At 53.7% G+C, this 21,930-nt stretch carries 19 protein-coding genes and 1 pseudogene; 7 read left to right on the forward strand and 13 right to left on the reverse strand.

Translation table 11 applies throughout. The features are described 5' to 3' along the window. Window positions 1–9: 9 nt before the first annotated feature. Genes QFZ34_RS03025 through QFZ34_RS03040 form a run of 4 tightly spaced genes read left to right on the forward strand, consistent with a single transcriptional unit; the run spans window position 10 to window position 4,887 of the window. On the forward strand, window positions 10–1,083 hold the full coding sequence (locus tag QFZ34_RS03025; protein WP_307276770.1) for an LLM class flavin-dependent oxidoreductase: 1,074 nt from the start codon (window positions 10–12) through the stop codon (window positions 1,081–1,083). Continuing rightward, window positions 1,080–2,405 (forward strand): LLM class flavin-dependent oxidoreductase, encoded by a 1,326-nt coding sequence (locus QFZ34_RS03030; protein ID WP_307276773.1) that lies wholly within the window; start codon window positions 1,080–1,082, stop codon window positions 2,403–2,405. Before QFZ34_RS03025 ends, QFZ34_RS03030 begins: the two co-directional genes overlap by 4 nt. 14 nt (window positions 2,406–2,419) lie before the next feature. Then, window positions 2,420–3,421 carry an ornithine cyclodeaminase family protein gene (locus tag QFZ34_RS03035; RefSeq protein WP_307278866.1) on the forward strand — a complete coding sequence of 334 codons (1,002 nt, stop codon included), beginning with the start codon at window positions 2,420–2,422 and terminating at the stop codon, window positions 3,419–3,421. Next, the gene (locus QFZ34_RS03040) at window positions 3,418–4,887 is read left to right on the forward strand and encodes an HAL/PAL/TAL family ammonia-lyase (protein WP_307276776.1); all 1,470 of its coding nucleotides are present in this window, start codon (window positions 3,418–3,420) and stop codon (window positions 4,885–4,887) included. The genes QFZ34_RS03035 and QFZ34_RS03040 overlap by 4 nt, the downstream gene beginning before the upstream one ends. Window positions 4,888–5,256: 369 nt before the next feature. On the opposite strand, the gene QFZ34_RS03045 is transcribed toward QFZ34_RS03040, so the two are convergent. Continuing rightward, complete coding sequence (locus tag QFZ34_RS03045; protein WP_307276781.1) at window positions 5,257–5,553, reverse strand: hypothetical protein; 297 nt, start codon at window positions 5,551–5,553, stop codon at window positions 5,257–5,259. Between the two features lie 404 nt (window positions 5,554–5,957). Here QFZ34_RS03045 and QFZ34_RS03050 point away from each other — a divergent pair, with 404 nt between their 5' ends. Beyond that, the gene (locus QFZ34_RS03050) at window positions 5,958–7,850 is read left to right on the forward strand and encodes an adenylate/guanylate cyclase domain-containing protein (protein ID WP_307276784.1); all 1,893 of its coding nucleotides are present in this window, start codon (window positions 5,958–5,960) and stop codon (window positions 7,848–7,850) included. Between the two features lie 201 nt (window positions 7,851–8,051). Here QFZ34_RS03050 and apnL read toward each other — a convergent pair whose 3' ends face one another. The 11 genes and pseudogenes from apnL to oiaX form a co-directional block, all read right to left on the reverse strand. Further along, a complete protein-coding gene (apnL, locus tag QFZ34_RS03055; RefSeq protein WP_307276789.1) occupies window positions 8,052–9,941 on the reverse strand; it encodes a D-apionate lactonase in 1,890 nt (629 codons plus the stop codon). After that, window positions 9,938–10,597 (reverse strand): annotated as a pseudogene (locus QFZ34_RS03060) (Gfo/Idh/MocA family protein); the annotation flags it as partial. The gene apnL and the pseudogene QFZ34_RS03060, both read right to left, overlap by 4 nt. Continuing rightward, a complete protein-coding gene (locus QFZ34_RS03065; RefSeq protein WP_307276792.1) occupies window positions 10,539–11,651 on the reverse strand; it encodes an ABC transporter permease in 1,113 nt (370 codons plus the stop codon). The gene QFZ34_RS03065 and the pseudogene QFZ34_RS03060, both read right to left, overlap by 59 nt. Further along, complete coding sequence (locus QFZ34_RS03070) at window positions 11,651–13,210, reverse strand: sugar ABC transporter ATP-binding protein (RefSeq protein ID WP_307276795.1); 1,560 nt, start codon at window positions 13,208–13,210, stop codon at window positions 11,651–11,653. Before QFZ34_RS03070 ends, QFZ34_RS03065 begins: the two co-directional genes overlap by 1 nt. Window position 13,211: 1 nt before the next feature. After that, window positions 13,212–13,856 carry a DUF2291 family protein gene (locus QFZ34_RS03075; RefSeq protein ID WP_307276798.1) on the reverse strand — a complete coding sequence of 215 codons (645 nt, stop codon included), beginning with the start codon at window positions 13,854–13,856 and terminating at the stop codon, window positions 13,212–13,214. A 73-nt stretch (window positions 13,857–13,929) separates the two neighbouring features. Continuing rightward, the gene (locus QFZ34_RS03080; protein ID WP_115055601.1) at window positions 13,930–14,868 is read right to left on the reverse strand and encodes a D-ribose ABC transporter substrate-binding protein; all 939 of its coding nucleotides are present in this window, start codon (window positions 14,866–14,868) and stop codon (window positions 13,930–13,932) included. 80 nt (window positions 14,869–14,948) lie between these two features. Next, on the reverse strand, window positions 14,949–15,776 hold the full coding sequence (locus QFZ34_RS03085) for a phosphogluconate dehydrogenase C-terminal domain-containing protein (protein WP_307276802.1): 828 nt from the start codon (window positions 15,774–15,776) through the stop codon (window positions 14,949–14,951). Window positions 15,777–15,855: 79 nt separating this feature from the next. Then, window positions 15,856–16,293 (reverse strand): D-erythrulose-4-phosphate isomerase, encoded by a 438-nt coding sequence (derI, locus tag QFZ34_RS03090; protein ID WP_307276806.1) that lies wholly within the window; start codon window positions 16,291–16,293, stop codon window positions 15,856–15,858. Window positions 16,294–16,319: 26 nt separating this feature from the next. Further along, window positions 16,320–17,117, reverse strand: coding sequence for a triose-phosphate isomerase (locus tag QFZ34_RS03095; RefSeq protein WP_307276809.1), 798 nt, complete (start codon window positions 17,115–17,117; stop codon window positions 16,320–16,322). Window positions 17,118–17,120: 3 nt separating this feature from the next. Continuing rightward, window positions 17,121–18,452: a four-carbon acid sugar kinase family protein gene (locus QFZ34_RS03100; RefSeq protein ID WP_307276813.1), complete on the reverse strand. Its 1,332-nt coding sequence runs from the start codon at window positions 18,450–18,452 to the stop codon at window positions 17,121–17,123. A 7-nt stretch (window positions 18,453–18,459) separates the two neighbouring features. Beyond that, entirely contained in the window at window positions 18,460–19,719 is a 1,260-nt protein-coding gene (gene oiaX / locus QFZ34_RS03105; RefSeq protein ID WP_307276816.1) for a 3-oxo-isoapionate-4-phosphate decarboxylase OiaX, read from the reverse strand. A 178-nt stretch (window positions 19,720–19,897) separates the two neighbouring features. On the opposite strand from oiaX, the gene QFZ34_RS03110 reads away from it, so the two are divergent. Then, window positions 19,898–20,602, forward strand: coding sequence for a transcriptional regulator NanR (locus tag QFZ34_RS03110; protein WP_307276818.1), 705 nt, complete (start codon window positions 19,898–19,900; stop codon window positions 20,600–20,602). Between the two features lie 447 nt (window positions 20,603–21,049). Here QFZ34_RS03110 and QFZ34_RS03115 read toward each other — a convergent pair whose 3' ends face one another. Further along, complete coding sequence (locus QFZ34_RS03115; protein WP_307276821.1) at window positions 21,050–21,322, reverse strand: usg protein; 273 nt, start codon at window positions 21,320–21,322, stop codon at window positions 21,050–21,052. Between the two features lie 278 nt (window positions 21,323–21,600). Here QFZ34_RS03115 and QFZ34_RS03120 point away from each other — a divergent pair, with 278 nt between their 5' ends. Beyond that, window positions 21,601–21,915 (forward strand): co-chaperone GroES, encoded by a 315-nt coding sequence (locus QFZ34_RS03120; RefSeq protein ID WP_307276824.1) that lies wholly within the window; start codon window positions 21,601–21,603, stop codon window positions 21,913–21,915. Window positions 21,916–21,930: the final 15 nt, after the last annotated feature.

Below are 21,930 nucleotides of genomic sequence, written 5' to 3' on the forward strand. Positions count from 1 at the left end.
AGCGCGAAGATGCATCTTGGAACCTCCATTACGCCGTTCGGCCATCATCTTGCTGCATGGCAAAAAAATGGATCGGTAAATGCGCTTCGGTTCGATCGAATTTCGGAACAGGTGAAGCGGGCGCAGGATGCAAAACTGGATTTTGTTCTTTTTGCAGACAATTTTGGCCATAGGCCAGTTAAAAACCTGTCAGCCCAAACCGTTCCGTTTGAACCCACGACACTGATTGCGGCTTTGGCGACCATGGCAGGCAAAATCGGGTTGATAGCCAGTGCAGCTATGGATCAGCATGAGCCATATAATCTGGCGCGACGATTTGCTTCACTTGATACGATCAGTCACGGTCGCACCGGGTGGAATTATATCGCAGCATCAGCTTCGGCAAAAGCTGCCGAGTACATCGACGTCGTAAGCAGATTGTGGGACAGTTGGGAAGACGACGCTTTTGTCTATGATAAGAACGAGGGGCGGTTTTTCCTGCCCCAGAAAATGCATGTGTTGAACCACGTCGGTGAAAATTTCACGGTTCGCGGCCCGCTCAACGTCAATCGATCACCGCAGGCAAAACCGGTAGTCGCTACGCTGTTACGGTCGCAGACACTAGAGCTTGCCGCGCAAAAGGCAGAAGTGATTTTCCTGGATGTAAGTAGTCCGGAAGAGTTGAAATCGACGCTCACCAACTTTCACGAAGCCCTTGATCGAACCGGACGCAAACGAAGCGACATCAAAATCCTTGTCAATATCGTCCCCTATATTGGCGAGACCAAGAATGAGGCAAACAAGCTTCGGCAGGAGCTCAGTGGTTTGATCGAGGTCAACGAACAAACTTCCGGCATCGAATTGGTCGGAACTGCACAGGCAATTGCTGACCAATTGGAAAAGTGGAGCGAACTGGTCGAGGGCTTCATCAGCCTTTCCCCCTTTCTGCCCAATGGCCGCGATCCATTCATTGAAAGTGTCGTGCCCGAACTCCAGAAACGCAGCATTTTTCGTTCAGAATATGCTGGACAAACTTTGCGCGAGCATCTGAGTTTGCCAAGACCTGCCCATCCGGCAACTGCTATGACGGAGCAAGCATCATGACCGGTACGAATTCAGGGCAGATGAAACTTGGTGCCTTTCTGATGGCGGGAGGGCATCACATCGCAGCCTGGCGGCATCCGGATGCAATCGCCAATGCGGGAGTCAATATCGACCACTTCATCGAATTGGCGCGCATGGCAGAGGCTGCAAAATTTGACATGGTATTCGTAGAGGATGCAGCGGCAATACGTGAGCGAGATCCTGATCTCGCAAGTCAGGGGGCACGCTCGACAATGTTCGAACCGCTGTCGCTTTTGGCTGCATTGGCGGTCAATACATCCCATATCGGGCTGGTTGCCACCGCATCGACAACCTACAATGAGCCTTACGGTCTGGCACGCGCCTTCGCTTCGCTAGATCAATTGAGTGGCGGGCGCTCAGGCTGGAACCTGGTCACGTCTGCCAGTGAACTTGAAGCTGAAAACTTTGTTTCCAGCGGATTGAGGCCCCATGCGCAGCGCTATGAAAGGGCAGAAGAATTTGCCGGTGCTGCAGCAGCGTTGTGGGACGGTGTGGATAGTGATGCACACACCATCAGCGACGGAGTTTATGCCGATCCAGCTAAACTTCATCCCGTGGACCATCACGGCAAACATTTCACCCTAACTGGTATTTTGGACAGCCAGCGCTCACCGCAGGGACGCCCGATTATGGTACAGGCTGGCGCATCGGAGGCGGGTAAGAATCTGGCAGCGCGCACAGCAGATGTGGTATTCACTGCCGCGCAAACGATCGAAGAAGCGCAGGCCTATTACGCTGATCTTAAATCCCGGATGCCGGCGTTCGGTCGAAAGCCCGACGACCTCAAAATCCTTCCCGGTATTTCTCCAATAGTCGCGAATTCACAGAGCGAGGCGAGGGCGAAATATGAGGCCCTGCAGGACCTCATTCCAGATGAGGTCGGCGTCGCACTGCTGGCCAGCTATCTGAGCATTAAAGATTTGTCGCAATACCCGCTCGACGGACCTTTGCCAGAAATGCCTGCGACCGACGGAATACAGAGTCGTCAGCAGTTGATTGTCGATCAGGCAAGGCGGGAGAACCTCAATATCCGGCAATCAGCCCGCAAATTCGCGGGCGCACGCGGTCATTGGCAGTTGATTGGGACGCCCATGCAGATCGCTGATAGGTTGGAGGAGCGCTTTCTTGCCAAGGCTGCCGATGGCTTTAATATCATGGGCGCATACTTCCCTGGTGCGCTGAAGGATTTTATTGATTTGGTTTTACCCGAGCTTCGCCGACGTGGTCTCTTTCGTACAGAATATGAAGGAAAGACACTACGTGGGAATCTCGGGCTCAGTATTCCGGAGCGTGCAGTGTGACCAAAAAAACAAACATGAAACCAGTCTACATCGATTATCTGAACGCGTTTGATATCGACTCACTGGCACTTACCGATGCTGAAATTCTGGGCGCCATCGAGAAATCTCTCACTGCTCAAGGCAACAATCAGACTGTTATCGAACCGCGCGTCCATCTCGAGCCGGATGCAAGTTTTAATGGTCACTTCAATGTGTTACGGGGGTATGTTGCACCTTTGAATTTAGCCGGCGTCAAGATCGTTGGCGACTTTGTTGATAATTATAAGCGGAACTATCCTTCGGAATTCGGTGTGCTTAATCTGTTCGATCCTCGCACCGGCGTTCCGCTTGCCATTATCGATGCCACGGCAATTACCGACATGCGAACAGGTGCAATTACGGCACTGGGTGCCAAGCATCTGGCGCGAAAGAACTCGAAAATTCTCGGGCACATTGGCGCACGCGGCACGGCCTACTGGAATGTGCGTCTGCTCAATCATCTCTATGATTTTGATGAGATCAGGGTCCATTCGCGCCGCCCGGAAAGCCGGGAAACTTTTGCGGAAAAGTTGTCGAACGATCTCGGGAAGAAAATCGTGGTGACCGATGACTGGCGCAGCTGTGTTGAGGGCGCCGATATCATTGTCGAAGCTTCGCGTCTGCCATCTCCCGAGCCGATGCTGAAGACCGAATGGATCAAGCAGGGAGCGTTTGTAGTGCCCTATGGCACGATGAGTGCCGTCGAACTGTCGTTGACAGATATAATGGATAAGCTGGTCGTCGATGATTGGGGTCAGTGCAAAGCCGGCAAATTCGGCTCGCTGCGGGCTCATGTTGAAGCTGGAAAACTTTCTGAAAAAACTCTGCACGCCGAACTAGGGCAGATCGTTGCCGGGCATAAATCCGGGCGGGAAAACGACGGGGAAACCATTCTGTTCTGGCACCGAGGCTTGTCACTTAGTGATATCGCACTCGGCCATGCCATGTTGGAAAAGGCCAAGACAGCCAATATTGGCCAGCGATTGCGGTTTGCATGAATATCCTCTTCGGTAACGGCCCAGCCAACATTACAGATATCGCGGCAATAGCACGCAACGACGCGTTCGTGGAAATTGCATCGCAGGTATATGAACGGCTGGAAAAAGCGCGCGCTATACTCGATAGGGCCGCCGCATCCGGGCAGCAGATTTATGGGTTGAACACCGGCCTCGGCGCTAATCTTAAAACACCCGTCAGCAGCGATATCACGGGATTCCAACAGCAATTGGTGCGTGGTCGCGGTATGGGAACTGGCACGCCCTTGTCCCGCGAACTGACGCGGGCGGTTATGGCCACACGACTTTCCATGCTGGCTGCGGGAGGTTCAGGCATTTCGCCTGCCGTATTTACAGATCTGCTCGCTCTGCTGAATAAACAGGTTCACCCCGTAATGCCCTCAATTGGATCGATTGGAGCAGGTGATCTGGTGCTATTATCGGCACTTGCCCAGGGCATGATAGGTGAGGGACATTCAGAGTATCAAGGGCAGGTTTGCCCATCTGCGTCTGCACTTGAATTGGCCGGTCTCCTCCCGTCGCAGCTGGGTCCGAAAGATGGGCTTTCGCTCCTTAATGCTTCAGCCGTATCGGTCGGGCAGGGCGCACTTGTTGTCTTTGATGCATTGGCGCTTTTTGATTTTCAGCGTCAGGCAGCTGCCTTGAGTTTTGAAGGCTTGGGTGGCAATCCACTTATTCTCGCCCCGGCGTTGCAACGTGCACGGGCTGCCTGCGGTCAAATCGAAGAAGCAGAACAACTGACGGCCTTGCTTGATGGTTCGGCATTACATACGACCAGCCCTGCCATACAGGATCCCTTAAGCCTGCGCTGCATTCCTTCAATCCATGGTGCATTGTCGACGGCGCTGGAAGGAGCAAAGCGTTCAGTCGAAATCGAACTGAATGCAGCGGCCGATAATCCGCTTGTGGTCATCGATGAAGAGCGGGTGCTTTCAACCGGCAATTTTCACACACCCGCATTGGCACTGGCTTTCGAGACTTTGGGCCTTGCAATAGCACAAGTCGCCGCTGCCAGCGCTGCACGGTTTATTCAATTGACTGGCTCCTCGCGCAACGGACTTCCAAAATATCTCAGCGCTGTGGGCGGAGCTTCAGCCGGTTTCGTGCCGCTGCAAAAAACTGTCGTCGCATTATTGGCCGCCATTCGCCATAAGGCCAACCCGGTCATGCTCGATTTCCTGCCGGTTTCGGAGGGTGTGGAGGATCACGCTACCCAATCGGTACTGGCCGTTTCAAAATGCGCCGACATGATTGATCTCTGGCGCCAGCTTGTGGCGTGCGAGCTGCTGGCGGCCGCACAAGCCGTTGACCTCAAACCCGAACATAGTTGTGGCCCGGCGATCTTGCAGATACATCGGTTCGTGCGCAGCTCGTCAGCCCGGCTTGTTGAAGACCGGGCACTCAGCGATGATCTCTCCCAACTCGTCTATTCTCTGAGCCGTGGCTGAACGTGGCATCAACCTGTCAGGGCAAGGTTGTGGTAGGTCCACTGTGCAAGCTAATGCATGAAGCGCGATGGTTGGGAGGAAGATAGATGTCCACCTCCACGAAGATGATTGATGGTGCTAAATCGACTCGCACTTCAACTGGTTCCAAAATATCAGTCTTGTTTGGGGCTGGGCCAACTGAATGCGGTAGGGTGCCAGAATCATCTCGAGAACTTCTTGGATAGCCATGGGAGTTAGAGCGCCCGCTCAGTTGCCCATATGCATGGATCCGCATTCGATTGCGTCCGGGGGCTCACTAAATATCAGCTTACCGAAGCCCAACAATATGCGCCGCTGTTTTCTTTAGGATCGGTCGTTTCTACCTGGATTCTAACCGCGCTGAACCGCCAGGAAGGCAGCTACGATCAACAGCACGAAAAGGCCAACAGCGGAGGCAGCTATTCCCAAAAGAACGAGCCATGTCTGCAGATTGCGCAGGCTTGGCCGCCTGCCATCTGCCGCCTTTGTGCCAAGAAAAGTCAGAGCTCCGACGACAACCGGCATGCCAGCGCCAACAACCATTGCCGTTGTTCCTTCCGGAGCTGTTGTTCGCCAAATCATTCCGAATAGGTATATTCCGGCAATGGTTCCAGCGATGAGAGAGCTGAAAATGAGAAGTACGCGCATGATGTACCTTCTTTGACGCAAGAATCGTAGGCAATTATCTACCGGTTAACTCACTGTGTGGAGGCAAGGTCAATGATCTCCACGCAATTCGTTTAAGCCGAAACAGGAAAGGTATGAAGGGTTGCTCGCGATATCGACTGCGGATGTCGGAATGAATGCCAAGGCGCGAATGATGCAGTTCAGCTGATCGTTACAGCTTTGCCTTGCTGGGCCCTGCACGATCTAACCAGCACTTGAATTCGGTTCCGGGCAAATGGGCAACCATCGCCGTCGTAAAAAAGTCCGCTTGGTGGCGGGAGCCGTGGCTTCTCCTGGTGCTGTTCAATCGAATGATGGACGCGACATCACACAAGCAAGCGGCTATGGTAAACGTTTGCACATGCCAATTGATATCTGGAGGCCATTTGGAACGTCGACTGAGCGCTATATTCGCCGCTGACGTTGTCGGCTACAGCCGTTTGATGGGCGTTGACGAGGCGGGAACGCTCGACAGTTTCAAGCGTCATCGCCGTGAACTTATCGATCCGTTGATCAGCGACCATTCCGGCAGGATCTTCAAGCTGACCGGTGACGGAATGCTGGTGGAATTTTCCAGTGTAGTCAACGCTGTTGCCTGTGCAGCTGATATCCAAAGGGGCATGGCGGAACGCAACCGCGATGTAGACGAGAACAGCCGGATTGAACTGCGCATTGGGATTAATATCGGCGATATAATTGTTGAGGATGGCGATATATTTGGCGACGGCGTCAATATCGCCGCGCGTCTTGAAAGCATTGCGCAACCGGGCGGCATTGCCGTGGCCGCATCCGTTCGCGATCAGATTGGCTCCCGGCTTAATTTGGGTTTCATGGACCGGGGTGAGCAATCCCTTAAAAATATCAAGCAAAACATCAGAGTCTACACGGTTGGTTTTGGCGAGGCGAGCACAAGAGGTTCCGATTTACCCGCAACGCTTGACGTGCCTGATCATTCTCAGAAATTCATAGCCGTCTTGCCATTCACCAATATGAGCTGCGATCCAGAACAGGAGTATTTTTCCGACGGGATTACCGAAGACATAATTACCGATCTGTCAAAGGTTTCGAGCCTTCATGTCGTGGCGCGCAATACCGTGTTCACCTACAAAGGCAAATCCATAAAAGTCAAACAGGTCGCACAGGAACTTGGTGTGCGCTATGTGTTGGAAGGCAGTGTTCGCAAAGTTGAAGGACGCGTCCGCATAACAGGCCAGCTTATTGATGCCATGTATGGCGGTCATGTCTGGGCGGAACGATATGATCGGGAGCTCACAGATATTTTTGCGATACAGGATGAAATAACCTACGCAATCGTCAGTCAATTGAAAATCAAACTGTTGCCGGACGAGCGCAAGGCGATCGAGACCGAGCCAACAGGGAATGTAAAAGCGTACACCTATTATCTGCGTGGGCGGCAATTCTCTCATGCCTGGACGAAATCCTATCTTCACCTGGCACGACGCATGTTCTGCAAGGCAGTGGAACTGGACCCCGATTACGCCCGTGCCTATGCTGGTATTGCAGATTGCGAGGCAGCCTTGCGGGACTGGCAGCCGGAAGATTTTCCGTTGGAACGAATTTCGGCAATGGCGGCCAGGGCCCTTGAGCTGGACCCAAATTTGGCCGAAGCATATGCTTCCCGTGGGTTGGCGCTGCATCAGGCTGGTCGAGATGAGGAAGCAGCCGCATCGTTTCAACACGCGCTGGCGATTGATCAGGGTCTGCACGAGGCAAATTTTCACTATGCTCGCTTCCATTACATGCGAGGAAATTTCGAGGCAGCAGTACAGTTCTTTAAACGGGCAGCCGAGCTCAAACCTGATGATTATCTGTCGCCCGTTCACTTGATGAGCGCTTACGCATCGCTTGGCAACTCAACAGAGATCGAAAGTTGGGCTCGCGTGGGGTTATGGCGGGCCGAACAGGCATTGAAACAAAACCCGGAGAATTCCGGACCAGCCCACCGAGGAGCTCTTGCCTGGGCCCATCTTGGCGATGATCGACGTGCCCGTGAATGGGCCGACCGGGCGTTGGCGATTGATCCCGATGATGTTGTAGCACAATACAACGTTGCGTGCGTATACTCGTTGATCGGCGACGCTGAGCAAGCCATCCAGCTTCTGCAGTGTGTTTTGCCTAGAAGCTCCTACTACCAAACAATGTGGTTCAAGAACGATTCCGATTTAAACGCCATAAGATACGATAGCCGGTTTACGGACATGTTCAGCGCTTATCGAAGAAAAACACGACGAGGTTATCAAGGCCAGGGCAAATGGTGACTGACGGATGGAACAAACGGACCTGGACGCAGATTCGACTGAATACCTTTCGTCCAGACGTTATCAAGGGCGTTTGTTCCGCTAACGACATTCAGGTCGCCAAATACGCTCCTCGGTCGCCAGGGTAGGTTCGACCGAACGGAACTACCTGTGACCTAAGTTTCGTGCGCAGACATGGGAATGCGTACTCATTGTCGAGGGTTAGAGAGGATTGTCTTTCAAATTCAGCGATATGGTCGCCAGCGGCCCGAGAGCGACCATTGGTTGCGCGTCATCCGCTTTAATATTGAAGGCTTCTACGTCGACGTTTTTCGTTTCCGAAGTCACGTTCACAAGCCGCAGATATGATCCCTTTGCACCTTCTACGATAAAAGCGACGACTTGGGTAGGATCTGACGAGACGCATTCCTGCCATTTGCTTTGCGCAACGCCGGCCAGCCATTTGATTGTGTTGTACAGTGGTCTTTTACCACCCTCGATAACCGGCTCTCCCTGTCCGGCGATAAGCCCGAAGGAACCGGTCAATGCTGAAAGAGTGAGGCATTCAAGCTCGGCGTCGAGAAGCTGAATCGCGTAGGCCATTGCAAACGCTTCAGCGAATACGCTGTTATGTCGCGGGTCGGTTTTTGCCATTGTAATGCGTGCGCCCGCGGGGTTTTCCATCGTGCGGCTGCCATACGGATTTTGGCGCATTGCTATGGTCGATGGTCCGATGCGATAGGCTTTATCGCCGTAAATCGCGCGTGTTGACCGGGTAATGAAGGGCAAGGCTTCCAGGGTTTGCATGACGCTCAGATCATCGCTCGCATGCACAATGGGATTTGTACAATGAGTTATGAAATCGAGCGCACGGGCCGGTACACGCTTGCGGTTAAGTTCCGTGAAATAGCTGAGCATGCCGCCTCCAAGCCGCGCGTGCGGAAAGGCAGCGCGCGCAGCGTCATAGACTTCCTCAAGGGGTGGGCATTGCGGCCAGATACTGCCGGGCGGTGTTGATTGTCTGTCAACGGCAGGGGATACGACAATGGCCTGGGGATGGAAACCGGAAGCACTCATTTGTGCTGCGATTAGGGTAAGTTCCGTTGCCGCCGTTTGTTGGCATGGAAGCACAATTTCCAGGGTGGAATTGCCGCGATGGATTCCGGCGATTGCGGAAAAATCCTCAAAAGCTTCTTTTCCGTGCCCGGCCAATGGATCAAAATGGAACAGCAATTCCTGTGGAGCAACATCGGCAAGATGCTGGCGTGCAGCGAGCGTTGCCTTGGCTTCTTCCGGAGTTACGACAAGGCCAATGTGCGGTATTGTCCCGGACTTGACGCCATGGGTTACGACGACTGCCGGATTGGGCCGGGAAGAAAACGGCGCCGACTTGGGCGCAATGCGCGTATCAGTTATGGTCAGCGCGATCCGCTGCTTGACCGGTTTTGCTACTGGAATCTCGTAAGGCCAAGGCAGAGCCAGCGGACGGACATAGGTCTTGTAGGAGGCGTCTGACCAATTTCGCTGGTCTTCCATCTCGAACGTGTCGCCTTCCATGCGACATTCAGCCTTGACCCCGGTCATAACATTATGCGTTATCGCTCGCATATTTTTGAAAGGCTGCCAGGGTTCAATCAAAAATGGTAACTGCGTCTGTTCTACCACGCCGTCGACGTGTTCGACAGTGACAGTGGTGCCTGCAAGGCCGATGATCGGATGAAGAACGCAAAATCCACAGCGGTTGGTTTCAAATCCCGTATGCGAGAGCGCTTCGGTTTCGAATGTAAGAACGCCAGAAATGGTCGCGGAAATTGCGACTGAGACCTCCAATTCTGTTTCTGCATTGCCTTTGTACCGGGCCAAAAAAGCGATCAGAAATCCATCATCGTTCTCGTTGATACGAAGATTCTCGATGAGGGGTAGATATGTGCCCCAATCTCGGTCGCGTATCAGATATGAGACTGCACGCAATACCTCCACGCCGTCATAGCAAACCGTCCTCAAGCCGCTATAGGTGAATTCCGCCGATAGTCTCCCCGCTGTCAGAAGGATCGGCCGAGCTTGGCGCTGATGAGTGCCAAAAAGCCTGAAATGATCCAGATCAGCGATCATTTCAATAGCGCTCTTATGTCGATTGTCTGACCGCATTCGGCGCTTTGATAGGCAGCCTCCACCAATGCAAATGTCTTCAGATTATCCGCACCGGAGGTGGAGGGCTCCGTGCCGACCAGAAGATGATCTGTCCAATGCTGCTGGATCGCAAGCACACTTTCCTGGATATTGTGCCAGGGGTGTGATGCCCAGGACAGGAGCCTCGGCGACACATCGAGAACCTCGCTTCCAAGTGGACCATTGATCTGAAGCCGGTAGCCTTGAGACAGGCGTAACGAACCCTCTGTCGCATCAAGTTCAATCAGAGTTTCGGGGAATGGATCTGTTCGGAGCTTGGTGGCGTAGCTTACATCGACGACGGAGGTCACGCCATTTTCGTGATCGAGTAGTATGGTTGCTACATCCTCTCCCTGGATGGCTCCATTGACGCGCTTTGTGCGCGCAGACAGGCTCCTCACGTCGCCAAGGATATAGCGGGCGATGTCAAGCGTATGGATGCCGAGATCCTCAATGATAAAGCGCCTTCCCTCAGCCAGATAAGGCTGACCGGAAAACACGTTATAACCGGAGCGAAACGAGAATCTGCCCCAGAAAGGCTCACCGATTGTCCCCGTGTCCAAAATCTTGCGCACGGCTTGGATTGGCGTTTGCCATCGAAGCTAACTGCATCAGGGCGACCTGTTGCTGCAAGCGGCGTTGTGCCTGATCTATCACCACTGCGACGATGATGACGATACCTTTGATGACCATTTGCCAGAAGGAAGAGACGCCCATCATCACCAGGCCGTCGGATAAAATACCGATGACAAAGGCACCGATAATGGTACCGCCGATTGTGCCGCGCCCCCCGGACATGGAGGTGCCGCCCAATACGGCTGCAGCGATTGCGTTGAGTTCGAAGGAATTACCGGTCGCCGGGTGCGAGGCCATCAACTCGGAGGAAATAACGATGCCAACGATCGCTGCGCAAAAGCCGGAGAACATATAGACGAACATTTTGACGCGATTGACACGGATGCCGGACATGCGGGCAGCACGCTCATTGCCGCCAACGGCAAATATTTGGCGACCGATGGGCGTGTATCTTGCCAGATAGGCCGCGGCAAGTGCCACAACAATGAGCATCCAGATGGAAACCGGCAGACCAAAAACACGGCCGGACCCGAGGAAACCGAATCCCGTGGTTGACAGTTCGGCTTTCCCCACGAGGTTCGGAAAGGTCTGTCCGTCGGAAGAAAGCAGGGCAAATCCGCGGGCAACGTAGAGGGTGCCAAGCGTGGCGATAAAGGGAGCAACATTAAGCCTAGTTATCAAAAGTCCGTTGATTGCGCCGATGGCGACGCCAACGGCGAGCGTGATCAGGCAAACTTCAACGATGTTGAAATATATCGTATAGCCGAACTGCAGATCGATGCCATGCAAGATGAGGCCGCCTGCCACCATGCCGCAAAGGCCAACAATCGAGCCCACGGAAAGGTCAATGCCGCCGGTGATGATAACGAACGTCATGCCCATAGCGAGAAATGCATTAAGCGCGACATGCTTTGACATCAGAATGATATTTGCCGCCGACAAAAAGTTGGGTGCGAAGATCGAAAAGAAGACAATGACGGCAAAAAGTGCGATGAACGTTCGCAGTTTCATCAGTGTCAGCAGAATGGAGCCGCTGTATGCTCCGGATGTTTTTTCACTCGCAGTTGCCGTAGCCATCACGCAATTTCCCCAATAACATTATGCCCGGCGGATTTGTGTCCTTCAGACGCGGCCTTGATAATGAGTTCTTCGCTCGCGTCAGCCCGGTCAAGGATAGCCGTGATCCTGCCGTTGCTCATCACGGCGATACGGTCGGACAATGCCATAACCTCTTCGAGGTCAGAGGTCGAAAACAGAATGGCGAGACCTTCGCCAGCCAACCGTCTCATGGTACGAAACACGTCTGCCTTTGCACCCACGTCAATCCCGCGGCTCGGCTCGTCCATGAGGAGCACTTTCGGATTGGTCATCAGTGCCTTGCCGATGACGACTTTTTGCTGATTGCCGCCGGACATGGAGGTAACATCGAAATCCGGATTGGGTGCCTTGATAGAAAGGTTCTGGATCGAGTCTTTGATGGCAGATTTTTCCCGTTCGCCGACGATGTGGAAGCCAAATTTGACAAATTTCTCAAGGCTGGCGAGGGTCAGGTTCGAGGCGATGGAAAGCACCTGTACGAGACCCTCACGCTGCCGGTCTTCAGGGATCAGTGCGAGGCCTTTGCGGATCCGCGTGGACGTATCCCGGGCAATGACCTCCTCGCCTGCCACAAAAATCTTTCCGGTCGAGTGTGCATGCTGTCCGATGACGCACTCAAAAAATTCGCTGCGACCCGCGCCCATCAGGCCGTATATGCCGAGCACCTCTCCAGCGCGAACCGAAACGGAGAGATGATCGACAGAGAGGCCTCCGGTTTTGCGCGGCAAGCAGATATCCTCCGCGCGGAAGGCTTCCGGCCCGAGCTTGTGGTCAACAGACTTGGCGAAATCCTTGGCATCAGAGCCGATCATCGAGCGCACGATCCACCTTGTGTCGATGTCCCTCATCATGGCCTGACCGGTGATCCGGCCATCGCGCAGCACCGTGATATAATCACCGATGCGCATCAGTTCTTCGAGACGGTGCGAGATATAAACAATCGCGACACCTTGCGCCTTCAGTTCGCCGATCACCTTGAAGAGAATATCGACTTCAGCCGCTGACAAGGCTGAAGTTGGTTCATCGAGGATCAATATACGGGTATGAAGCGAGATTGCCTTGGCGATTTCAACAAGCTGCTGCTGGCCAATCGGCAAGTCTTCGACCATGGTCTCGGCATTGATGCCAGCATCAAGTTTATCCAGGAAATGGTTGGCTTTTTCCACCTGCGCCTTGTGATCGATGCCACGCATGCCACGGGTAATCTCCCGGGTCAGGAAGATGTTCTCGGCCACGGAAAGATTGCCGAAGAGATTGAGCTCCTGAAACACCATTCCGATGCCATGCTTCTGCGCATCGGCTGGCGAATTGAATTCGACTTCTGTGCCGTCCAGGAGAATGCGGCCGAGGGTTGGCCTCTCGACGCCTGCAATCATGCGCATCAGCGTTGACTTGCCGGCGCCGTTTTCGCCGACGAGCACGTTGACCGCGCCGCGATACAATTCAAGGGTGGCGCGCTTGACTGCAACGATACCCGAATAGACCTTGGTGACATCGTCGAGCTTGAGGATTGTGTGGAGTTTGTCCGTAACCGTCATCTCAGCCGCCGATCGCGATGGTGGCTGGCGTAAATAATGCCGGCTGGCCGGTTGACGGTAAGGGATAGGCGCCGAGTGCTTCGATCTTCTTGCCTTCCAGTCCTTCGCGCGGCAGCTTTTCAAGCGTTAATTTATTAACGTGCGTGTTAAATGCTTTGCCAAATTCTGCCCATTGGATCTGGTTCTTGAACTCATTGAAATTGACAAAATCGAGGCTGTCACGCAGTGCTGTCCCTTTGATGACCGGACCGATTTGAATGCGGACATCCGCCTTGCCGTCTCCATTGACATCGGTGTCGAGATAGGCCGCGCGGGATTTCGTTTCGGCTTTAATGATGGTACCGGAAACCTTGGCGGCAAAAGTCCAGGGTGCGCTTCCCTCCTTTTCCTTGTGCCCATAGGCAGCGGCGGCCGCATTCAGATCAGTTGCGGAAAGAGCATACACCTCTTGGAATGTGCCGGCGCGCTTTTCAAGAAACGAGATGACTTTCGTGTCCCAAATCCCGGCAACCTGTTGATCCGGGTTAAACCCGCCGTTTGCCGCCGCCGTGGCCTCTTCAGCCGTCGGCGTCTTGATAATTTTGCAGCCGGTCAAAATCAGCGCAATGGCGAGGCAGGCCGCGGCAGCTTTGCGAGGGTTCGGCATGAATACTGCTCCCTTCCAAAGGAATAATCGTGCGGTGCGGAAATCATCCACACCGCACTTATTCTCTGGAGTATCAATCTTTCAGGGCGAAAGTTTCAAGCGCTGCGGCATTGTCGGCATTGATCAGCACACAATCCATCAGCTGCTTTTCTTCCGCAGGTCCCTTGCCCGTCTTGATGAAGACATCGGCCTGTTCAACAGCCATCTGTGCCTGAGCAAAGGCAGGCTGCAGGACCGTCGCTTTTATACCGCCGGATTTAATGGAATCGCGAACATCATTGGACCCGTCGAACCCGACAACGATAACGTCCTTTCGTCCAGCCGCTTGCAGTGCTGCAATCGCTCCCATTGCCATGGTATCGTTGCCGGAAATCACCCCTTTAATATCGGGATTGGCTTGCAAAATGGTCTCCATTTTGGAGTAGCCTTCCGTTTGGCTCCAATTTGCAGATTGCTGTGCAACCATTTTCATCTCGGGATATTCGTCGATGACGTCATGGTAACCCTTCGAACGAATTCCCGCATTCAGATCAGCTTCACGGCCAAGCAACTCGACATAGTTGCCTTTTTCGCCCATCAACTTGACGAACTCCTCAGCTCCAAGTTGCGCACCCTGATAATTGTTGGAAACGATCTGGGAAACGGCAATACCGGTGGCATTGATCTCACGGTCGATCAGAAATGAGGGTATTCCCGCGTCCTTGGCCTTCTTGACGGCAGCAATGGACGCCTCTGAGCCGGCATTATCGAGAATGATCGCCTTGGCGCCACGACCAATGGCAGTATCGATAAGCTGCGATTGTTTGTTCGCGTCATCATCGTGAACAAGGATCAAGGTCTCGTAACCAAGTGATTTGGCTTTTGCCTCCGCGCCCACTGCTTCCGCCTTAAAGAAAGGGTTGTCGTGTGACGGTGTGATAATTGCGATAAGGTCTGCCGCATAGGCCGGCATTGCTGTGCCAATTGCCAGTATCGCAGCTGTGGCAAGCAATAGTCTGCGTGTGAATTTCATGTCGTTCCTCCCAGATAAAATGAACGGCTCCGTTCCCGGCGAAGCCGATAGTGATTGTGGGATTTAAGGCCCCATGCCGGTCAGGTGATGCGCCGGATGCTTTCAGCGATTTCGGAAGGCTCAAACACCTTTCTCCAATCGTCGCGCATAAGCGCTGGAATACCAAATTCGATGGCTTTGTTACACGCGTCGGAGAACACCCCCTGAACTTCACCGAAGATCACCGCGCCGAGGACGTTCATGTGGCCGAGCAGAAAGTCGCGTGCGGCCTGTTCTGGCACCCCTCGCGTCACGCATTCATCCATCGCCTGCTTCATGACCATGAGCAGAGAAGCCGCTACCGTTTCCGATAAGCCCGGCTCGAGAATGGCGAGCTGTTCAACGGTGACACGATGAGACCGCATGACCGGCGCCCAGATCACTTTGGCAATTTCCTCACCCAGAGTATAAGCCGTTTCGGGACCCTGCATCAGCGCGGAGACGATATGCTGCTTGGCATAGAGACCTCCAAAGTGATCCTTCTTCGCCTGCATATCGGTTTCGTCGTTGAAAATCGGTGGATGGCACGGGTGGGTGACGAAATACGTCAGGTCGGGTCGAACGGGTAGGTGTCCCGCAAAGGGCGCTGCTGCGTCGAGCGCAATGACCATGGTTCCCGCAACCAGCCTATCAACAATACTGGCGGCGACCTTGCCAATGACTGTATCTGGAACCGCAAGAATGACAACATCAACACCCGCAAGTGCCGTGTTAATATCTACACATGACAGGCCAAGCTCTTCTTCAAGGCGAGACTTGCCGGCATCGCTTACTTCTACATGGCGCACCTCAAAGCGTGAGCCCATCAGATTTTTGGCCAAGCGGTAGCCCATTTTCCCGCCGGCACCGAGTAGAGCGATTGCAGTCATGTTTCCTCACCTCATGAATATATGTTTTGGTACATCAACTGGTATGATGAGTCAATGATCGCTCCATCATATTCGACGCTTATTTCGCGCGATCCAACCTATCGATTGCTTCGACATTACCTGCTGATGCGCCTTGTGGATCGAATTCGGATTCCAGCCATTTATCCACGATAGCCTTGGCAAGTTCCGGGCCGATAACCCTCGCGCCCATGGTGATGATCTGCGCATTGTTGGATTTGGCAGCACGCTCGGCGGAATAGGTATCATGGGTCAGCGCGGCGCGAATGCCCGGCACCTTGTTTGCTGAAATACTGACGCCAATGCCTGTGCCGCAGATGAGAATGCCGCGCTCATTGGTTCCATCGACAATTGTCTGTGCCAATTTTTGCGAAAGATCGGCATAAAAGCCGGACTGGCTGAGGTCTGCAATGACATGTTCCGGCTTTGTCGCAAGATGCGCAGCAATGATATCGAGCAAAGGCTTACCCGCACTATCGGCTCCAATTGCTATTTTCATGAGTTTTTCCTTTCTAGATCTGTTCTTTACGCAATTCCGGACGGAAAACCGGTTCCCACTTTTTCTGGAATTGCTTTTGCGACCCGCTGTAAAATATCAAGATAGCCTTCTACTGCCCAAGCAGAACGGCCAATGAACAGGCCATCAATATTCGGGCAGGCAATAAGTTCGGCGCAGTTTTCAGGATTGACGCTGCCGCCATAAAGGACAGGTACGGCAGTGCCGAGCACCGACCTGGCCACAGCCGCGATCTTCCCATGGCGTTCATCTGCATAGTCGGACGTTGCCGGAATGCCATTGACGCCGATTGCCCATATGGGTTCGTAGGCCAGAAGGACCGGCTGCCGCTTCGCTTCACCTTCAAGCAGGCCGAGGGCAGCTTGCACTTGCGCAGCAAGCACGGCGTCGGCCTCTCCGGCCTCGCGTTGAGCCAGACTTTCACCAATGCAGATCAACGGGGTCAATCCATGACGCACGGCTGCTGCAACCTTGAGGCCAACCGTGCGGTCGGTTTCACCAAAAAACTCGCGGCGCTCGGAATGTCCAAGCTCGACCAGATCGAGATTGCAGTCCTTCAGCATCAGCGGCGATATTTCACCGGTCCATGCACCTGCATCATCCCAGTGCATGTTCTGGGCACCGACCTTGACGCTTGTGTCTTTCAACGCGGCTTTGACTTCACGCACCGCTGTGAACGGCGGAATGACAAAGCGCTGAAACCGCTGATCGCGGCTTTCATCACCGGCAGCAAGAGCTTCGGCAAAGGCCAAAGCCTCCGCCAGCGTCTTGTTCATCTTGAAACTCGTGCCAATCCAGAAGGTCATGATTTATGCCCCTCTTCCATCTTGGATTTGAGCAAAATAATCATCGGCCCCAATCTGTCCTCCTTTAAGGGCAATCTGAAGACCGTTTGTGGGTCCGTATGGCCCATGAGCGATGCAGAGTGGTGATCCGGGCGTTTGTGGCAGTGGAAGCAATGTCGTCAAGGCTTCCGTATGTAACTCCTGGAGAGCGTGACTGGAGGTATCGCCGCCCGCAATAACTACACGCTCGAGTTTTTGTTCTTCGACGAGACGGCGCAGAATAGTGCCAAGGACCTGTCCGAGACGGTGTCGCGCGCCGGCGATATGGTCGATGTCTGCACCGCGATCGGCTGACGGACCAAGTGCCGTATGGAGGATGACACTACGCCCGGCATTCAGGCTTACACATCCTGCTTTGACTGCGTCGTTCACAGCCTGATTGGTGTTTTCGCCTATCAGTTGTAATGGATCAAGATCAACAGTGTTGAAGCCGCCGGCGCTTGCGCGGCGTATTTGCCGTTCCGTTGTCGGTGAAACGCTGCCAGAAACCACTGCAAGACGGTCCACTTTACCAGGAAAGGCAAAATTGGGCGGTGCGCCCAGGACACCCTCGGAGCGCCACGCGCTGATAAGAGCGTATTCCACGCCGGAGGAGCCAGCGACAAACAGGCCGCCATTTCTTCTTAGCTGCCACAGATGCCTGCCTGCGGCCCTCTGGGACAGATCGCCGTCAACGTCGATAAGCGACACCCCCGAGGTGGTTTCATGTGCCGCAATCAGACTGTCTGCGTCCTCACCAAGCAGTGTTACAAGGTCCACCAGTCGTACCGGCAGATTGGTCTGCCTGCTCAGATGCACGGTAAGATCGGCTTCATCCATCGGTGTCACCGGGTGCCTGCTCATGACCGGATGGCGGTCGATGCGAAAGACCGTACCCTGATAAGCGGCAAAGAGATGACCAAAGGCGGTATAGCGTCTGAGTTGCGGCGCGCCGACAATCACAGGCACACATGATTGCGCAAAAATCCTCTTTCCAATCTCGATTGCTTTGCCAATATTCCCAATGCGCGGACTGGAATCAAAGGTGGAACAGACCTTATAGTGACAAATTTCAGCCTTAAGTCCATGCAGCCATTCAATGGCAGGAGCAAGATGGTCTTCCATCCACTCTGGCGTCTGACTACGGCTCGTGCCGGCAATCCCGATCGCTTGGCAATCTTTGAATCGCTCGAGCAGATCAATGCTTGGAATGCCCAGGAACAACACTGTAGAAATACCGTTGAGCGCCAGTGCTTCCATGACATCGGTAGAACCGGTAAGATCATCTCCGTAGTAGCTGATAAGTGGGCGCGCCATCAGCACCTCAAGCGCCTTTGCCATTGGCGAACTTGTTGATAGATGCCGCAAGTTCCGGGTGGTTTTTGGCATAAAGGCCAAGTGGAATGTCGGCGACGGCCGCTTCCCAGGCCTGCTGTACAGCTCTGACACCAGCGGCTGGGCCCTGCGGATGGCTGACAATGCCGCCTCCACATAGATAGAGAAGGTCTGTTGACCGGCCGGTCCGATTATAGGTGTCGGGTGCTTGACCACCCCACTGACCGGAACCGGCCACAGGTAGCGGGCAATCGGATTTATCAAAGAGCGGCGTGCTCAGAGCCTTGAAGGAGGAGATGAAACTCTCATCCGGTTCCCAATATTTCACACGGATGCCATTGATCTGGAACTGGTCAACGCCGATCAGACGCCAGAATTGCTGCCAAACTTTAAAATCCATGCCTGCGCCCGGACTTCGTGTCAGGAGATCCCAACCATTGCGATGGGCATGCAGCACAAGACCAGAGCGCTTGCGCAGGAAGGTCATTCCGCCCATCCCGATTGAATTGATGTTGACGACGGCACAATTACCGCCGGCTTTCAGCACCAGATCGTGATTGCGCATCAGCTCATCGGGATCAGCGTGCGAGATTCCGAATGCATACATGACCTTTTTTCCGGTCCTTTGCTCATGATCAAGAATGAGTGGCATGATTGCTGCGACGCGTTCCCTGAGCGGAGAATAGGACGGACTCATCAGCTTCTCGTCGTCCTTGATGAAATCCACCCCTGACCGTACCAGCTCTTCTACCAGAGCTGCCGTTTCTCCCGGACGCAGTCCAAGTGCCGGCTTGACGATGGTGCCGATAATCGGACGGCTGTACACATTGGACAGGCGACGACTCCCGGCGATTCCAAATTGTGGGCCCGGATGAGCAGAACGAAAAGCATCGGGGAGTCTCATGTCGACGACGCGTATGCCGGTCATGCCCTTAATCGAGTAGACTCCGCCTATCGCAATTGTCATCAATGCAGATAGATCCGTACCGACGGCATCAAGGGGAAAAGCAATTTCGACATCGGCGCGGCGCAGCCTGGCATGGCCTTTTTCAAGCTCGGGCCAAGTCGGTATCACAGCATTTTCCAGCGGCTTGATCGAGACCACATGCGCTGCAACTCTAGCCTTCAGCTCCTCAGTTTCGCCCGGGACTGGGACGAAGGTTCCTGTTGATTGGTCGCTGGCGATCTTCTGAGCCATGGCCTCGATATTGCCAGGTGTCTCAATGCGGTACGTCAAGTGGATCATCATGAAATCGCTGCTCCCAATGCCGCCGAATATTCGTGGCGTCAACTCATGATGTGGTATAATGAGTATTCCAACGGCTGTGAAGAAGAATTTTGGAATGCAGCGCGATTTCGCCGCGAGCCCTATTCTCGAGGTCCTGTTAGCTTGTATAAGGAGTGGAGTTTTGAACCAGCGAGACCCTATGAACCAGCCTGTTGACCAGATCGTCCGTCGGAAACTGTCTGATGAAGTCTTCGACCGTCTGGAACGGATGATCACATCGGGCGAGTTGAAGCCGGGAGACGATATGCCCTCCGAGCGGGTCCTCATGGAGCGGTTCGGCGTTGGGCGTCCAGCAATCCGCGAGGCCATGCAAGCGCTTGCAAATATGGGGCTGGTCAATATTTCACATGGCGAGCGCGCCAAGGTCCTGCAGTTGACGGCGAAGTCAATCTTCCGTCAAGTTGACCTGACCGCAAAAATCATGCTGTCACAATCATCGGACACGCTGGAACATCTCAAGAGCAGCCGTATCTTCTTCGAGCGGGGGATGGCGCGAGAGGCTGCCTTGCGCATAGAGCCACAAGACATCGCCGATCTCGGGGCCATCATCGAGCGCCAGCGCCAATCGCTGGGTCAAGCGGAAGAGTTCATTTCAGCCGACATGCGGTTTCATAGCCGCATTGCTCAGATTTCGGGAAATCCGATCTTTGTCGCGGTAAGTGAGGCGATGCTTGCTTGGTTGAAGGCCTATCACACCGACATGCTCATCTGGACCGGGAAGGAAAAGTTTACGCTGGTCGAACATGAAGAAATTCTCGATCGCTTGGCAGCGAAAGATGCAGACGGAGCCGAAGCTGCTGTTCTTAAACATCTCGAGCGGTCAAGAGCTCTATACACTCGGTAATGGTGTTGATAACAACCCTGGTCCGATCATAGGCAAGGGTTCAACGAGCCGCTCATCATTGCTGCATCCGGTTTAACTGGAATGAGATGATTGCAGGTGCTGTCCAGATCCATCCATGGCTAATTATATTTGACTTTCTATCCATGCCGGGGATCTGCCCCGGCAGAACGATCGCGATTGCGCACGCTCCGCGCCTCCTCCGAGACGGTGATGACTCGTCGCTATTCGTCGGTCTTCCTGAGCAGGATGTCGGGATTTTCAATCTTGCCTGGCGTGGAACGATGCGCCCGGCCGTGTCTAACACGGGAAGCGAATGCCCCTTGCTGGCGCTGGGAGCAAATGGAGCCGCCGCGCTTGGCGGCATTGAGTTACGCATGCAAAACTCCAGCATCGCAACAGTGTCGACCAGCTGGCAAACCCGAGCCCAGAGCTCTTTAATTGCCGGGATTAGTGAATGTTGATCTCGCCGCTGACAAGCCGCCACTCATTAGCCCCGATGAGACGCCTGTGGGTATAGCGGATGGAATGCAGGGGCCCGTCGAGTTTGTCATGCCAGAAATCAAGAAACTTCCTCATGACCGGAAATTCCGGCGCTACATCATAGTCCTGCCAGACGAAAGTCTGCAGGACGGATTCAAAATCGGGAATGCGATAAAGAATATGAGCTGTTGTCAGGCCGTAACCGTCAAGCTGGCGCTCCAATTGCGATGAATACTGCATGCTTCATCTCCATTGCGTAACGATAACCAAGTTTGGTCCACAACCGTGCAGAAATCAACAAAAAACAGGGCGTTGATGGTAAAATTATTGTTTCTTTACATAGTGTTAGCAGCGGGCGTTAGAGAGTGCTAATTTTTTTGATTTGAGATATTGAAACTGTGTCTTGCTGAAACCAGATCGATAGCCGCTATCGCTTGAACAAGGATAGCGCCCACTCCGGATTGGCTTTCGGTCCGGGAGTGAAATTGAACATGATTTGTTTGTCCATGGAGGAAAACATGACATTTCGACCGCTACACGATCGTATTCTAGTCCGCCGCGTCGAGTCTGAAGAAAAGACAAGCGGCGGCATCATCATTCCTGACACAGCCAAGGAAAAACCGCAGGAAGGCGAGGTATTGGCCGTCGGTCCTGGCACGCGAAACGAAGCCGGCCAAATTCAGCCCCTCGAGCTTAAGGCCGGAGACCGTATCTTGTTTGGCAAATGGTCAGGTACCGAAATCAAGATCAACGGCGAAGAACTACTGATCATGAAGGAAAGTGATGTAATGGGCATTGTAGAGGCTCAGACGATCGAGAGGAAGGCTGCGTGAGCGGGACGTATCATT

Origin of the sequence: Phyllobacterium ifriqiyense, assembly GCF_030817885.1 — a bacterium.
GTDB lineage: Bacteria > Pseudomonadota > Alphaproteobacteria > Rhizobiales > Rhizobiaceae > Phyllobacterium > Phyllobacterium ifriqiyense.

What these genes read in the sequence shown, in the direction of transcription:
- QFZ34_RS03035 (WP_307278866.1), top strand. Translation starts at nt 2,420, where the DNA reads ATGAAACCAGTCTACATCGATTATCTGAACGCGTTTGATATCGACTCA.
- QFZ34_RS03065 (WP_307276792.1), bottom strand. Translation starts at nt 11,651, where the DNA reads ATGGCTACGGCAACTGCGAGTGAAAAAACATCCGGAGCATACAGCGGC.
- QFZ34_RS03030 (WP_307276773.1), top strand. Translation starts at nt 1,080, where the DNA reads ATGACCGGTACGAATTCAGGGCAGATGAAACTTGGTGCCTTTCTGATG.
- oiaX (WP_307276816.1), bottom strand. Translation starts at nt 19,719, where the DNA reads ATGATGATCCACTTGACGTACCGCATTGAGACACCTGGCAATATCGAG.
- QFZ34_RS03045 (WP_307276781.1), bottom strand. Translation starts at nt 5,553, where the DNA reads ATGCGCGTACTTCTCATTTTCAGCTCTCTCATCGCTGGAACCATTGCC.
- QFZ34_RS03080 (WP_115055601.1), bottom strand. Translation starts at nt 14,868, where the DNA reads ATGAAATTCACACGCAGACTATTGCTTGCCACAGCTGCGATACTGGCA.
- QFZ34_RS03100 (WP_307276813.1), bottom strand. Translation starts at nt 18,452, where the DNA reads ATGGCGCGCCCACTTATCAGCTACTACGGAGATGATCTTACCGGTTCT.
- QFZ34_RS03070 (WP_307276795.1), bottom strand. Translation starts at nt 13,210, where the DNA reads ATGACGGTTACGGACAAACTCCACACAATCCTCAAGCTCGACGATGTC.
- QFZ34_RS03110 (WP_307276818.1), top strand. Translation starts at nt 19,898, where the DNA reads ATGAACCAGCCTGTTGACCAGATCGTCCGTCGGAAACTGTCTGATGAA.
- QFZ34_RS03075 (WP_307276798.1), bottom strand. Translation starts at nt 13,856, where the DNA reads ATGCCGAACCCTCGCAAAGCTGCCGCGGCCTGCCTCGCCATTGCGCTG.
- QFZ34_RS03115 (WP_307276821.1), bottom strand. Translation starts at nt 21,322, where the DNA reads ATGCAGTATTCATCGCAATTGGAGCGCCAGCTTGACGGTTACGGCCTG.
- QFZ34_RS03040 (WP_307276776.1), top strand. Translation starts at nt 3,418, where the DNA reads ATGAATATCCTCTTCGGTAACGGCCCAGCCAACATTACAGATATCGCG.
- derI (WP_307276806.1), bottom strand. Translation starts at nt 16,293, where the DNA reads ATGAAAATAGCAATTGGAGCCGATAGTGCGGGTAAGCCTTTGCTCGAT.
- QFZ34_RS03120 (WP_307276824.1), top strand. Translation starts at nt 21,601, where the DNA reads ATGACATTTCGACCGCTACACGATCGTATTCTAGTCCGCCGCGTCGAG.
- QFZ34_RS03085 (WP_307276802.1), bottom strand. Translation starts at nt 15,776, where the DNA reads ATGACTGCAATCGCTCTACTCGGTGCCGGCGGGAAAATGGGCTACCGC.
- apnL (WP_307276789.1), bottom strand. Translation starts at nt 9,941, where the DNA reads ATGATCGCTGATCTGGATCATTTCAGGCTTTTTGGCACTCATCAGCGC.
- QFZ34_RS03025 (WP_307276770.1), top strand. Translation starts at nt 10, where the DNA reads ATGCATCTTGGAACCTCCATTACGCCGTTCGGCCATCATCTTGCTGCA.
- QFZ34_RS03095 (WP_307276809.1), bottom strand. Translation starts at nt 17,117, where the DNA reads ATGACCTTCTGGATTGGCACGAGTTTCAAGATGAACAAGACGCTGGCG.